The sequence below is a fragment of the Rufibacter roseolus genome (genome assembly GCF_017916365.1).
GTDB classification, from domain to species: domain Bacteria; phylum Bacteroidota; class Bacteroidia; order Cytophagales; family Hymenobacteraceae; genus Nibribacter; species Nibribacter roseolus.
The window spans coordinates 1,214,621-1,228,994 of record NZ_JAFMSU010000003.1; the positions used below are offsets into that span (position 1 = coordinate 1,214,621).

The 14,374-nt window shown below is 51.1% G+C and carries 13 protein-coding genes; 2 read left to right on the forward strand and 11 right to left on the reverse strand.

Annotated features, from left to right (window positions below; all coding sequences use genetic code 11):
* Positions 1–64 precede the first annotated feature (64 nt).
* The 8 genes from iscX to J3P35_RS20975 form a co-directional block, all read right to left on the reverse strand.
* Entirely contained in the window at positions 65–304 is a 240-nt protein-coding gene (gene iscX / locus J3P35_RS20940) for a Fe-S cluster assembly protein IscX (RefSeq protein WP_210466665.1), read from the reverse strand.
* A 147-nt stretch (positions 305–451) separates the two neighbouring features.
* Positions 452–781 (reverse strand): 2Fe-2S iron-sulfur cluster-binding protein, encoded by a 330-nt coding sequence (locus J3P35_RS20945; RefSeq protein ID WP_210466666.1) that lies wholly within the window; start codon positions 779–781, stop codon positions 452–454.
* Positions 782–876: 95 nt separating this feature from the next.
* Entirely contained in the window at positions 877–1,731 is an 855-nt protein-coding gene (locus J3P35_RS20950) for a Rossmann-like and DUF2520 domain-containing protein (protein WP_262897574.1), read from the reverse strand.
* Positions 1,732–1,849: 118 nt separating this feature from the next.
* Positions 1,850–4,456: a cytochrome c biogenesis protein CcsA gene (gene ccsA, locus J3P35_RS20955; RefSeq protein ID WP_210466668.1), complete on the reverse strand. Its 2,607-nt coding sequence runs from the start codon at positions 4,454–4,456 to the stop codon at positions 1,850–1,852.
* A 149-nt stretch (positions 4,457–4,605) separates the two neighbouring features.
* On the reverse strand, positions 4,606–5,031 hold the full coding sequence (locus J3P35_RS20960) for a cytochrome c maturation protein CcmE domain-containing protein (protein WP_210466669.1): 426 nt from the start codon (positions 5,029–5,031) through the stop codon (positions 4,606–4,608).
* 140 nt (positions 5,032–5,171) lie between these two features.
* Positions 5,172–5,450 (reverse strand): CcmD family protein, encoded by a 279-nt coding sequence (locus J3P35_RS20965; RefSeq protein ID WP_210466670.1) that lies wholly within the window; start codon positions 5,448–5,450, stop codon positions 5,172–5,174.
* Positions 5,437–6,147, reverse strand: coding sequence for a cytochrome c biogenesis protein CcsA (ccsA, locus tag J3P35_RS20970; RefSeq protein ID WP_317195412.1), 711 nt, complete (start codon positions 6,145–6,147; stop codon positions 5,437–5,439). Before ccsA (J3P35_RS20970) ends, J3P35_RS20965 begins: the two co-directional genes overlap by 14 nt.
* Positions 6,135–6,776: a heme exporter protein CcmB gene (locus J3P35_RS20975; protein WP_210466672.1), complete on the reverse strand. Its 642-nt coding sequence runs from the start codon at positions 6,774–6,776 to the stop codon at positions 6,135–6,137. Before J3P35_RS20975 ends, ccsA (J3P35_RS20970) begins: the two co-directional genes overlap by 13 nt.
* Positions 6,777–7,274: 498 nt before the next feature.
* On the opposite strand from J3P35_RS20975, the gene J3P35_RS20980 reads away from it, so the two are divergent.
* Together J3P35_RS20980 and J3P35_RS20985 are read left to right on the forward strand one after the other, a co-directional pair.
* A complete protein-coding gene (locus J3P35_RS20980; protein ID WP_210466673.1) occupies positions 7,275–10,088 on the forward strand; it encodes a TonB-dependent receptor in 2,814 nt (937 codons plus the stop codon).
* A 59-nt stretch (positions 10,089–10,147) separates the two neighbouring features.
* Positions 10,148–11,482: a T9SS C-terminal target domain-containing protein gene (locus J3P35_RS20985; protein WP_210466674.1), complete on the forward strand. Its 1,335-nt coding sequence runs from the start codon at positions 10,148–10,150 to the stop codon at positions 11,480–11,482.
* Positions 11,483–11,715: 233 nt separating this feature from the next.
* On the opposite strand, the gene J3P35_RS20990 is transcribed toward J3P35_RS20985, so the two are convergent.
* The 3 genes from J3P35_RS20990 to J3P35_RS21000 all read right to left on the reverse strand — a co-directional run bounded on the left by J3P35_RS20990 (position 11,716) and on the right by J3P35_RS21000 (position 13,759).
* Positions 11,716–12,057: a hypothetical protein gene (locus J3P35_RS20990; protein WP_210466675.1), complete on the reverse strand. Its 342-nt coding sequence runs from the start codon at positions 12,055–12,057 to the stop codon at positions 11,716–11,718.
* 282 nt (positions 12,058–12,339) lie between these two features.
* On the reverse strand, positions 12,340–13,332 hold the full coding sequence (locus J3P35_RS20995; RefSeq protein WP_210466676.1) for an AAA family ATPase: 993 nt from the start codon (positions 13,330–13,332) through the stop codon (positions 12,340–12,342).
* A 55-nt stretch (positions 13,333–13,387) separates the two neighbouring features.
* Positions 13,388–13,759, reverse strand: a complete 372-nt coding sequence (locus J3P35_RS21000) for a DMT family protein (protein ID WP_149092063.1) — start codon at positions 13,757–13,759, stop codon at positions 13,388–13,390.
* Between the last annotated feature and the right edge of the window lie 615 nt (positions 13,760–14,374).

A 14,374-nucleotide genomic window follows, 5' to 3' on the forward strand; every position in this document is an offset into this window, starting at 1 on the left:
GATAGGAACTGCAATTTACGTTTGGGGCCTGTTTTGGTGAAAACAAGCTCCAAACGGAGAAAGACTATTGGTTATCGCGCCACTCGTACACCCACTTGGCCTGGATCTGCTCCAGGTGGCCCTCAGTGGCCTGCTCGCGGGTACCTTCAAAGTTAGGTAAACTTAAAACCCACTCCAGCAAATCGGTGAACCGGATGCGATAGATCTTGTTCTCGGTGAAATCATCGCCAAACTTCTCATAGAGGGCCATGGCAATGTCTTCATGGTCGCTCCACTTCATGGGTGGCTCATACAAATTACTCATATCTTGCTTAGTTGATAGTGTTTAGTTGATGGTTGTTAGTTTTCTGGGTTCGGTCAGGGAATAAAGCAGGGAATCAAACCTTGCATAAGGCCTGTTATGGTGGTTTACACCTGCCCTAATCTCTCACAACAAACCACTGATAACTAATTAGTGACCCAGGAAATCCTGCTTGGGAATAGTGATCACCAGGTCCTGGCCGCCTTGCACCACGCACTGGCAGGCCAGTCTTGAGTTGATGCGGGGGTTCACCGCGCGGTCAATGTAATCTTCCTCTTTGTCGGTGATTTCCGGCAGATCATCCATGCCGGTCTCTACGTAAACATGGCACGTACTGCAGCCACAAACACCACCGCAGTTGTGCTGCAGCTGAATCCCGTTGTTAAGGGCGACGTCCAGAACAGACTCTCCTTCGGCTCCCAAATGGGTTTCGTCGGGCTTTCCGTCCTCGAACTTATAAGTAATATTAACGACTTTCATTCCTGTGGATTAATAAAGGTGCAAAGGTAGGCATACAGCCGCCCTAATCAAAACCATTGCCGCTTGGCGGGGTTACCGAGAAGACACCAGTCGTTTTACGCCTGTTTCCCAAAAAACGGCTCATTTTCTGCCGCCCTTTGAATACTTTCTGTGAGTACCTGATATAAATGTTGGTAGTGGGGCTGGGTTTGCAATAGTTGCAGATGCGCCTGCAACGTGTTAGCGTCTCCGCGGCGGGCTGGCCCTGTCTGCACCGTGAACGGCGGAAACTGAAAAGCTTTCTGCACCGTCTCTAGCACCAGCGGCTCCAAAAGATTCACCGGCAGTTCTGCTTTCTGTAACAGTTCCTGCGCCACGCCCCACAGATGGTTGGTGAAGTTGCAGGCAAACACCGCCGCCACGTGTAGCTGCTTTCTGGCCTGCCCATGCATCAGAACCACCTGATCGCTGAGCAGCTTCCCCAGATTCAATAGAGTTTCTTCTGCCTTTGGGGAAGCACCTTCCACACAGATGGGAATTCTGCGCCAGTCCAGCTCCTTTTCCTTGCTGAAAGTCTGCACCGGATAGAAGACGCCGGTTTCTACCCCTGCCAGTGAGGTCAGCAGTTCCATCGGCTGCGCCCCGGACGTATGGGCCACCAAGGCACCCTCCGGGAAAACAGCGTTTTGCACGTACTGCGGCAGCGCTCCGTCCGGAATAGCCAAAAGATAGACCTGGGCATTCGGCAATTGCCGGAAGTCTGTGGCGTCAGTGGCTACGGCACCCGGAACTTCTTCTGCTAATTTCTGCGCCGAGGCCAGCGTACGGCTGTAGATGACGGGTATCTCTATACCTGCCTCCTGGAGACCCTTCACCAAGTGCGTGGCCACGTTACCGGCCCCTATAATTGCAACCTTCATTTTTTTCACCTGTTTGGAGAGGGCGAAGTTAGCAGCTTTCCGCTTTAACATCTCGGTAGACCGATCATCCAGCAAAACCCTTTTCGGGCCCTTTTTACCCAAACAGCCTATAAACAAAAAAGCCGCGGAAGAAAATGAATTCTTCCGCGGCTTTAAATGGTTCTGGAATTTAGGCCATTTGCTTTCTGCGTTTTACGGCTTCTTTTCCGGCCGGGCCCTTTGGCGAAGCGGCGTTCCCGCGTTTGCCGTCGTTGTAATGGCGCACAATGGCCATCACAAAGCCCAAACTCATGATGATGGTACCAATCCAGAGAATGCTGATGAAAGGTTTCTCCATCGCTTTCAGGATGATGTAGTCTTTCTGGGTGGTGTTGATGCCAATGGTGAACTCGCCTTTGTCTGGGTCAATGCTCATGAGCATAATCCGGAGACCCAGGTCTTCAATCTCCTCCGGCACGCGGCCCACCATGCGGTCTCTGATGGCGTAGATCGGGTGCGCGTGGTAAGTCCGGCGCTCACCCAATACCTGCATGTCGGCTTGTACGGCCACATCACCGGGCTTCAGGTTCAGCATGAGGGTGTCTTTGGCGGGCTCAATCCCGTGCAGCACGGCTACATAGTCATTGAGATACAGCGTATCCCCGATTTTCACCTGGTATTCTTTCAACTCGCCCCACTCCTTCTCCTCGTTAGGATCTGGAATAGTGGAAACGTGCGTGTAAAGGTCTTTGGTGCCAAACATTTTGATGTCTGGTGAGGCCAGTAATCCCATCTGCGGGTTCACTTGCGCTCTTGGGTACAGTGTGAAAGATTTGCCAGACTCACGATTCTTGAACTCCACCTCGTAATAGGTATTCTCGGGGTAGATGTCCACCGTATCGCCGGCTTTGTACTTGATCTGGTCTCCGTCTTTCAGCGGCCCGCGGGCTACGGCTCTGAACTCATCTTCCAGGCGGAAAAGCTGCTGCTTGTTCACGTAATCCGGCAGGTCTTTCACTTCCAGGTACTGACCTTTGTAGGTCACCTTGTAAGGTCCCATATCAGTCCCGGCGTTGCGCCACAGCAGCACGTTGTCGCGGTTGATGTCATCGCCAAACTCACGGGCGTACACCATACCAGACATGTTCTTGGAGATAATGTTGGAGTAACCAGAGGAGAACAGAATCCCGATGAGCATCAAGGCCACCCCAATGTGTGACACCGCCCCACCGGCAATAGAGACTTTCTTTTTGAGCAGACCGAACACAATGGCCAGGTTACTGAACACCGCGTACAGAGACGCCAGCAGCAACAAAATATAAGACGGGTTGTCAATACGCTCAATGTAACCCATTTTGCTTACCAGCAAGATAAGGGCGGCAAACAAAGCGGTAAAGATGAGCGGCAGCATGAACACTTCAGACAGCTTGGTACCGTCGTTCTGCTTCCGCCACCACAGCAACTGCCCGGTACCAGACAGCATGGCAATGGCAATCCCCATCCACATCTGGAACTTGGTATAGTGGGCAATCTGGTCGGCAGGCAGGGCCACATTGGTTTTCACCCCAATGAAGCCCATAAACGCATTGTACACCGGAATGGACGTAGTCACCAACACCTGGAAAGCACCCAGACAAAGCACCGCGGCGCCAATGAACACCCAGAACTCCCCGGAGTAAGTGGCAATCTCTTTGGCCGTGGCCGGGATATGTTTCCAGCGGTACACCAGCAAACCAATAGCCAGCACCACAAAGGCCGCCAGGTAGGTGAACAACTGACCAGACAAGCCAAGGTCAGTAAAAGAGTGTACGGAGGCGTTACCCAGGATACCACTTCTGGTTAAGAAGGTAGCGTACAGCACAAGCAGGAAAGAGGTGATGAACAGGATGAAAGTAGCGCGCAAAGCGGTTTTGCTTTTGCGGAAGGCCAGCAAGGTATGGATAGCGCCCACCAGCACAAGCCACGGGATATACACGGCATTCTCTACAGGGTCCCAGTTCCAGTAACCACCAAAGTTCAAAGTTTCATAGGCCCAGTAGGCCCCCATCATGATACCAACTCCTAACACCACGGCAGCGAACAAGCCCCAAGGCAAAGCGGGTTTGGTCCAGGAAGCGAACTCTCTTTTCCAGAGACCGGCAATTGCAAAGGCAAACGGCACCAGGGTAGCGGCAAAGCCCAGGAACAGCACCGGCGGGTGAATCACCATCCAGTAATTCTGCAACAACGGGTTCAGACCGGTACCATCCTTCGGCACGAAGTTAGGGTCCATCTGGAACACCGGCGCATCGGTCATGAAGTCGCGCATCAGGATGAACGGAGAGGAACCGATTTTCAGATCACCGATCACTACACCCAGAATCATGGACGTCAAAAACAGCTGCACGAAGGAGAAAACCGCCATTACTGGGCTTTCCCACTTCTTACCGGCAAACTTGATGAGCACCAGACCCAGCAGCGCATGCCAGAAAATCCAGAGCAGGAATGACCCTTCCTGACCTTCCCAGAAACAGGAGATCATGTAATGCACCGGCAGGTGGTTACTAGAGTGGCTCCACGCGTAATGGTACTCGTAGCGGTGCGCGTAAATGATGTTGAAAAGACAGAAGATGATACCGAAAACCGCCGCAACGTGCACAAAGAAGGCACCTCTGGCCAGTTTCTTCCAGTCTTTCTGCTCAGGGGTAAGCTCTTTGGCATTGGAGGCAAACGCAAACGCGATCGCTGAAACCAGCGCCGTCACGAAAGCGAGGATGACACTGTAATGACCTAAATCACCAATTAAAGTATTAACCATTTCTAGTAGTTATGAGTCCTGAGTCTTGAGTTCTGAGTCAAAAACTCAAAACACGCCCCAAAACTCTTATAAATGATAACAACCATGAGAGACTTGGCTTCGCCTTAAGTAATTAACTCAGGACTCAGAACTCAAGACTCAGAACTAATTTATAGGCTTGCCGTTTCTACCTTCACCTCGTTCTCGGTGTACTTAGAAGGACATTTGAGCAAAATCTTGTCGGCCACGAAGACGTTCTCTTTCATGTTGCCGGTAATTACCACCTGCTCAGAGCGGTCAAAATCCTGGGGTTTGGGGCTGTAGTACACCACTTGCTGCTCTACGCGGTTGGTGTCTACCAGCACAAATGAGAAGTAATTGGGGTCCAGTGTCGGATCATACTTCATGCCTACAATGTGGCCCCGGGCGTCTTTTTTCAGGCGGCCTACCACGTGCACCTTGGTGTCATCCCCTTCTTTAGCGCGGGCCTGCGCTTCAGAGAACGGCACGTAAACACTCGCGTCTGAAGCCGTTGACATGATGATCATGATGGCCACCGCAATAACTAAAATCCCGATGATGTGTATTCTTTTCATGGTTATTCAAGATTAGGCGAGTTCTGCCCGCCTCTTTAACAACACTTATTTAAAATTAAATCCGCACCAGGCGCTTTTCTGCATGGAACGAACACTTTGCGTTTAGGACCTGCTTAAGGTAAAACAGCCCCGAAACGGTTTTATTGCCGAAGCTCGCGCTCCAACTTGCCAATCTTTCTATCCAGGCTGATGAGGTAAAACAGGACGCCCAGCAAAATGCTCACCAGTACCGCCACCACAATATAAATCTTGCCGTCCTGGCGCATGACATCTGCCATCTCCGGGTCTGAGGCCGCTTTGTCCTGTGAGGTATATTCAATGGTGGAGCCTCCTTCCGTAGCGTTTTGCGCCGAGGCAGGAATTGAGAAACCAGCCGCCCACGTCAGGAGCAGCACCAAGAGCCACTTATGCATTTTCATAGAATCGTTGCTTTAAAACTTCTAAACGGGTGCGAAGGTGCACCACCCAAACCCCTAACAGCGTCCAGCCAATCACGGCCGGGTAGAACACGGCGCGCAGGCGGCTGTCCAGGTCATAGGAGTTGAAACCGGGGTTCCCGCCATTGCCCGGGTGCAGGGAATCTGTGAGGCGCGGCAGAATAAACAAAAGCGGGATAAGCGCCGCAAACGCGAAGACATTGTACACCGCGCTGATGCGGGCGCGCTGCTGATGGTCCTGGAAAGAACCGCGCAGAATAAGGTAAGCGAAGTAAATGAGTAGGCCAATGGCCGAAGCGTTCTGCTTGGGATCGTTGCTCCAGAATTCGCCCCACGTGAAACGTGCCCACTCCATGCCCGTGATAATGCCCAGCACCCCAAACAGGATGCCTACTTTGGCAGACTCGTAGGCAATGATATCGTTTCTGGTAAGTGGGTTTCTGAGGTATTTTATGGAATACACCACTGAAACGAGCAAAATCAGGATCATGCCAAACCACATAGGCACGTGGAAGTACAGGTTCCGGATGGTTTCATTGAGAATAGCCAGACGGGGCACCTCGCTCAGCATGCCCATCACCACTGTGTACAGCAGCAGGGCAATCGTCAGCCATTTCCACCAGGTTAGTTTCATTCGTTTTTGACTTTGTTTTTTATTTCCGGGCCTTAACTGCGCCACAAATAAGGGAACAGGATGTAGGACACGGTCACCACAATCATATTAATTGCCAGCAGCACCAGCGCCTCGTCAAGGCTCACCGAGGGGTCCAGCCCGTCAATGGCGTTCTTGGACATCTTCATGAGCATGAGCAGCATGGGCACCATCACCGGGAAACTGAGCACCGCCATGAGAGTACCGGTATTCGCCGCCTTGGCTGCGATGCCCGAGATCATGGTCAGCGACGAGGCAAACCCAATCGCTCCTAAGACAATCGTTACCAGGAACATGCCCACGTCCTGCACCGGGTTCCCGATCACAATGGCATAGAACCCGAAGCAAAGCAGGGACAGCACCAGCATGAGCGCCGCGTTGTACACCATCTTAGCCAGAATCACTCCCTGCGGACTCACCACACTATAATAATAGAGCAGCCGTCCGCGGCTTTCCTGGGCAAATCCCTTGGCGATGGCGTTCACGGCAGTGAACAGCAGAATGATCCAGTACAAGGCATTCCAGACTGGCACCTCCAGCCCTCCAAAGCGCAGACTGAAACTGAGGTAGCAAATGAAAACCGTACTTCCCACGTACAGCAGCATGCCGTTGAACGCATACTTCTGCCGCCATTCCAGCACAAAATCCTTTTGCATCAGGTAAACAACCTCTTTCAGCAGCACTTCTTCTTAACTTTTCCACAAAGGTACAACACAAATGAATGCTGACGGATGATTTCCGTCATTATTCACGCGCGCAGGAGCTTGTTTTGGAGTTACTTTCAGGAAATCAGACCTGAAACGGACACCATTACATCCTTTCCCAGAACGATACCAAACCTCCGTTCCGTTGCCTCTCCCCTTCTGTAAATCTTACCCCTTTTCAACCAGGCACCCTGCACCGGGCCAGGGCTATGCAGGTTCAGTTTGAAGGCTGTTTTGTTGTGGAAGAAGGCCGTCCCATTTAGCCTCTGTTTTTCAGAAAAGAGGCTAGAAACAGCTATCCGGCTTCTGCAGGCCTGTTTGGAAACAGGAAACAAGACGTGTTAACCTCCGCTTAACATTCACTATTCCAACTTAACGATAGGGTAATATCGGGTTAATCATGGGGTAAAGTGACCGCTCTAGTTTTGCAGCGAGACTAATACTAACCACATGAGATCGTTTTTACTCACCCTCTCTTTTATCTGCACGGCCTTAACAGGCTTTGCGCAAACAGGAACCCTCACCGGCAAAGTAAAAGACAAGAAAACCGGCGAAGCCATTATCGGCGCCACCGTATCGGCTACCAGCTCCAGCGTAGCCGCCACCGACCTGGAAGGTAACTACTCCCTTTCATTGGCCCCGGGCACCTACAAAGTCACCATCACCTATGTTTCCTATAAACCGCTCACGCTTGAGGGCGTGACCATAGAAGCGGGCAAGACCACTAACCTGAACTCTTCCTTGGAAGACGATGCCCACAGCCTGGGCGAAGTGACCGTGGTAGCCGAGCGCCAGGTAAACAATGACATTTCGCTTATCAAAGACATCAAGCAGAGCAACATTGTAGTGAGCGGGATGTCTAACGAGCAGATTGTGAAAGCGCAGGACCGCGATGCGGCCGAGGCGGTGCGCAGAATCCCGGGCGTTACCATCCAGGACAACCGCTTTATTATTGTGCGGGGCTTGAGCGAGCGCTACAACTCCGTAATGCTGAACAACGTGCTCACGCCCAGCTCTGAAGTGGACGTACGCGCCTTTTCTTTTGATGTCTTGCCCACCAGCGTTATAGACAGAATCCTGATCTATAAGTCACCGGCCCCCGAATTACCCGGAGATTTCGCTGGTGGGGCCATCAAAGTCACCACTAGAAACGCAGTGACGGAGAACAGCGCCACCTTCAGCATAGGTACGGGCTACCGCACGGGCACCACGTTCAACAACAACTACTATTCCTACAAAGGCAGCAAAACGGATTTCCTGGGGTTTGACAGCGGAACCCGCCAACTGCCCGGCAACTTCCCTTCCACCGCCAGATTCCAGAACCTGAGCTACGCCGAGCGCGCCCAGTACGGTCAGAACCTGGACCTGCCCAACACCTGGAAACCAGAGAAAGCCACCGCCTCGCCAGATATGAGATTGAATTTTGGGCTGAACCGCGTTTTTGACGTAGCCGGCAACCGGATTTCCAGCATCACGGCCGTCACTTACTCTAATTCCCGGCTGCGCCAGAACACTTTCCGCAGCGATTACCAGCAACAGCAGGCCGACGGCAAAGTAGACACCAACTGGAACTACACAGACCAACTCTCGGGCAATACCATCCGGGTGGGTTTGCTGCAGAACTTCTCGCTCCGCCTGAACGAGAACAACAAGATAGAATTCCGGAACCTGTTCAACCAGATAGGCATTTCCCAGACCACGGTGCGCCAGGGCTTCAACTATGAGACCGGGGGCGTGAAAGAAGAGCAGAACTACGCCCTGCGTTACGAAAGCCGCAGCATTTACACCGGTCAGTTGCAGGGTACGCACTCTTCCCCAGACCAAAAGAACACCTTCACCTGGTCAGCGGGCTACAACTTCATCAACCGCCAGGAACCGGATTTAAGAAGAGTGCGCACCCAACGCGATGCCGGATCTGAAGGCCCGTTCAGGGTACAGGTTTCCACTTTGTCTACGCCTTATGATGCCGCCCGCTTCTTCTCAGACCTGAACGAGAGCGCCTACATCGCCGAAGGCCAGTGGCAGCACCTCTTCAACGCCGCAGATTCAGCTGATGTGGAGAACGCCCCCAAATTGAACATCGGGTTCTACGCCGAGAGAAAGGACCGCGACTTCAACGCCCGCACCCTCAACTACAAGCGCAACGCTGGCATTGGCGGCAGAACCGATGAAAACATCCTGAACCTGCCCTTGGACCAGATCTTCGCCCCGCAGAACATCTCTTTCCCTAACGGATTGATCTTTGACGAAGGAACCACCATTGCCGATAAGTATGATGCCTCCAACACTTTGGGAGCCGCTTACGCTGGTATCGCGAAGAAATTCTTCCAAAAGGTTAACTTCTACGGCGGGGTTAGAGCTGAGTACAACTGGCGCCAGGTGACCACCGCTGACCAATCTGGTACTTACGAGGTAGACGAGAAGAAACTTTACCTGCTACCATCGGTGAACGTGGCCTACAACTTCAGCCTCCGTTCCCTGCTGCGCGTGGCCTACGGCATGACCGTGAACCGCCCCGAGTTCAGAGAGCAGGCCCGCTTCAGCTTCTATGACTTCAATGAGAACGCCTCGGTACGCGGTAACAACGAACTCAAAACCGCTACCATCCACAACGTGGACATGCGCTATGAATTCTACCCCTCCTCCGCTGAGCTTCTTTCTCTGGGAGTTTTCTACAAACGGTTCATAAACCCCATTGAGACCAAACTGGAGGCCGGTACCGGTACCAACTACACCTTCGTGAACGGAGATTATGCCAACAGCATCGGGATTGAGGCAGAGGCCCGCAAGTCTTTCAGAGAGCTTTCCGGCAGCAAATTCATTCAAAACCACTCTCTGGTCTTGAACGCTTCCTTGATCCACAGCCGAGTGAGCCTAAAGGGTACATCTTCAGAAGAGGCTTTGGAGCGTCCTATGATGGGTCAATCGCCTTACATCGTGAACACGGGCCTCTACTACCAGGATGAAGAGACCGGCTGGCAGTACTCCATCATGTACAACGTACTGGGCACCAGAATCTACCGCGTGGGCGATGAACAGAACCCGTCAATCTATGAATTACCCCGCCACGTGGTGGATGTGACCCTCACCAAGAACTTCAAGAACAGAATGCAGCTAAAAGCCGGCGTGACCGACCTGTTCAACCAGAAATTCCGCTTCAAGGAAGACACCAACCTAGACAGCGAGATCGGGTCAGCAGACCTGCCCATCTACCTCTTCAACCGGGGCATGTACAGCACTATCACCTTAGGGTACACTTTCTAAAAACGGACTTAAAACAGACCTACATATCAATTAAACTAAACCATTTCTTAAAAAAGAGTATGAAAGACTTAGGTAAATTATCACTGATGCTTTTAGCCGGCCTGGCCCTGGGCTTCACCTCCTGCTCAGACAGCGAGGACGATGACACCCCTACGCCAACCGTGAAAGGCAACGCGAACCTGCAAGGCTCCATTACCGCCAACAGAACGCTGGATGCCGATACCGTGTACACCCTGAAAGGCTTTGTATATGTAGACAACAACGCCACCTTAACCATAGAACCCGGCACCATCATCAAAGGCGAGAAAGCTACCCAAGGCACGCTTCTGATCCAGCGTGGAGCCAAGATCATGGCTCAGGGCACAGCCGAGAAACCAATTGTATTCACCTCCAACCAAGCCAAAGGCAGCCGCGCTCCAGGAGACTGGGGTGGGGTAGTGATCTTAGGGAAAGCAAAAAACAACCAATCACAGAACGTACAAGTAGAAGGTGGTCCGTTAGCCTACTACGGAGGGGAAAATGACGCCGATAACTCTGGGGTATTCAGTTATGTACGCATTGAATATGCCGGTTATCCTTTGCAGCCAAACAAAGAATTGAACGGTCTTACCTTGGGTTCTGTAGGATCAGGCACCAAGATTGACCACGTGCAGGTTTCTTTTGGCGGGGACGATGCGTTTGAGTGGTTTGGCGGCACCGTGAATGCGACGCACCTGGTAGCCTACAGAAACACCGATGATATGTTTGACACTGACTTTGGCTACAGCGGAAGAGTGCAGTACGCTTTAGGCATCAGCGACCCCAACATGTGGGACGTGGCTACCGGCGGTGCCTCTAACGGCTTTGAGTCAGACAACGACGGCAACGGCTCCACTTTAACTCCCCTGACCACCGCTACTTTCTCCAACGTGACCATTGTAGGTCCGGGCAGCAACTTGCCAACCGGCGCCCAGTTCGGTCAGGGGGCACACCTGAAAAAAGGAACCAGCCTTTCTATCCGCAACTCTATCATCAGCGGCTATAACAAAGGCATTACTTTGGACGGATCAGTGGTGGAAGGCTACGCCCAGAACGGCGGCATCAAGATCATGAACACCGTAGTAGCGGGTGCCGGCGAGAACACCGCCATCAACAAAGCCTCTTCTTCTACGTCAGAGTTCAATGCCACCACTTGGTTTAACGCCAGCGGCAACGGCAACAGCATCAAAGCCCTGAACCAACTGGGTCTGGCCACTACTGCCCCTTACTTGCCACAGACGGGTTCCATGGTTTTGAGCGGCGCGTCTTTTGCGGGAATCAACGGGTTTGAGACCACTACCTACATTGGCGCCTTCGGTACTACAGACTGGACCGCCGGCTGGACCAACTGGGACCCACAGAACACAGATTATTAATCAAAGATTTTAAAGACAAGATTGGCCATCAATATGGGTGAGAAATAGAGGTGGTACAATCACTTTGCGCGTGGCTTAGTCTCCCAGGCGCAGGGGGCCCGCCAGAGATGGCGGGCTTTATCTTTCATGAGAGAAAGAGCAGAAACAGAACGGGCCTCCACTGGAGGCCCGTTCGTTTTGTTTGTTAATAAAGAGCGAGGTGCCGATCAATAAAGGGTGAGGTAGTAAAAGCTTTAGTTTCTTTTGGTAATGCCTTTGTATTTGTAAACAAGGTATTTCTTCTGTTGCAACGGGGTCAGGTGCTGCAGCACGGCGTCTTCATGACGGCTGTTGATTTCAGCATTCAGCTCCTCCAGCCGGGTACCCGAAGCGATGTTCTGTACTTCTCCTATTTCGCGCAGCCTTTCCTTTTCCAGTGCTTTGAGCTTCACAAACTGCGTCTCGCTTAACTTGAGTTTGGTGTGTAGCGCACGCATTCCTGTTTTAAGCGCGTTTTTCTTGGTTGTGAATGAATCTGCCGATGCCATGGCAGAGAAAGAGAGGATAAAGGCGAAGATGAGTACTAAATTTTTCACTGGTAAAAGACTGCTGTTTGTATTTCTGATTCAAAGGTAGCGGTCTTAACCAGGCCGGATTCTTAAATTAGGCCAACCTCCTCAAACCAGAGTTTAAAGGGTAAATTCTCCCGATTAGCAGGCTTCGCTCTTCCTGGAAATCGCGAAGTACAGGTTGAATACCCTGATCAGCCGGACAAAAGAGTTCAGAGCTGTTTTAAAGCCGATTTTCCTAAATTAGACCTAAAACAGAAAAGGCAATCTTTTCAGACTGCCTTCCTTTATTCTTATACCATTTCCTTCTTAACTGATCGGCACCTTCCGGAGGATGGCCTCCACGAAATCCTTCGTCTGCACGTTGTCAGCCTCGGCCTCGTAGTTCAGGATCACGCGGTGGCTCAAGACGTCTGAGGCGATTTCTTTGATATCCTCGGGCAGTACGTAGTCGCGCTCGTCAAAGAAGGCCACGGCTTTGGCCGCCAGGTTCAGGGCAATACTAGCCCGCGGTGATACCCCGAACTGCAGGTACTGGGCGAAATCATTGAGGTCATAATCGGCGGGACGGCGGGTGGCAAAGACCAGCTCAATGATGTAACGCTCCAGGGTCTCGGAGATCTGCACCTGGTTTATCTCGTTCCGGATGTCGAAGATGTCCTGCTTGGTGAGGATGGTGTTGACCGTGCTGCTGTAAGACAGGTTAGACATGCGGCGCATCACCTCCAGTTCATCGGCCTTGGAAAGGTAGTCCACGTAGACTTTCATCATGAAACGGTCTACCTGAGCCTCGGGTAGCGGGTAGGTTCCCTCCTGCTCCACCGGGTTCTGGGTGGCCAGCACCAGGAAAGGCAGATCCAGCCGATAGGTCTTCTCGCCGATGGTCACCTGCTTCTCCTGCATAGCCTCCAGCAGCGCCGACTGCACCTTGGCCGGCGAGCGATTCACCTCATCAGCTAAGATCAGGTTGGCGAAAATGGGACCTTTCTTTACCTCAAATGCTGAGGAACTCTGGTTATAGATCATGGTGCCCACCAGGTCTGAGGGCAATAAGTCTGGGGTAAACTGGATGCGCTGGAAGTTCAGGTGCAGCACTTTGGCCAGCGTATTGATGGTCAAAGTCTTGGCCAGGCCCGGTACGCCCTCTAGCAAGATGTGCCCGTTCGTGAACAGGCCAATGAGCAGTCGGTTCACCATGTATTGCTGGCCCACTACCACTTTGCTCATCTCCCTGAAGACCTGCTTTATCTTCAGCTGGTGTTCGCGAATCTTTTCCTGGTATGAGAGTTCTTCGGTCTGCATCTACTCTTTTAATTACTAATCGGCTAAGGTAACCATTCTGTTGGATACTCTTGGTCTACCACTTCTTAAAGACAAAGAAAACCGCCAGTACCAACAGGGCAAAACCCACCAAATGGTTCCATGCCAGCTTCTCTGATTTAAACACATACACCGTCACCAGCGTGAAAACAGACAGGGAAATGACTTCCTGCAGGGTCTTGAGTTCAAAGAGGGAGAAAGGTCCTCCGTTCTCACGATACCCCAGTTTGTTGGCCGGCACCTGGAATATGTACTCAAAGAACGCCAATCCCCAGCTGATGAGTATAACGCTCACCAAACCCAGTTTCTGCAGCGCCGTGAATCTTTTGAAGTACAGGTGCCCATACCACGCAAAGGTCATAAAGAGGTTAGACAGACACAGCAGAAAAATGGTATAGAATGCTTTCATGTGATTTTACTTAAAACAACCAATAAGCGCCTGGAGCGCCAATTCTGATCTGCGGTTAACCAGGATACAGCAGCCTGCAAACTATTGCTGGCCCTGCTCCAGGACGAATGGTTTAGCGCCTGTTTTCCTAAAAACGGCCCGAAAACAAAGTTGCTATCTGTCTGCCTCAATACAATACTAATCTGGACAAATTTCCACTTCCATTATCAAAAGCTTCTTACGGGATTAACCATAAATTACATTATATAAGAACAATATACCTTTCAAGATATATAATTAATTACATTAAAGCATTTTCATAATTAAATATAATTATTTCAATTCACTAAAAGACTACCCATAAACACACATCCAAATCAATGAATAAACACCCTCTAAAAAGATACAAATTCAACAAGCTAAACCTGTTTAAAAAGCTCAATAAACGCCAATAAACCCATTCACAACTAATTCAGGATCAATTCATCGGTTAAAACAGGCATTTTATCGAAATCAAGAACAACCTGGATAAAATTGCATAATTTTGAAGCAAAATTCACAACAAGAAAAGCAGAAGCTTATAGCAATATTGATTTCGTCAAGTTTTCAATAAAGTATTAGCAGAATAACGCTCCA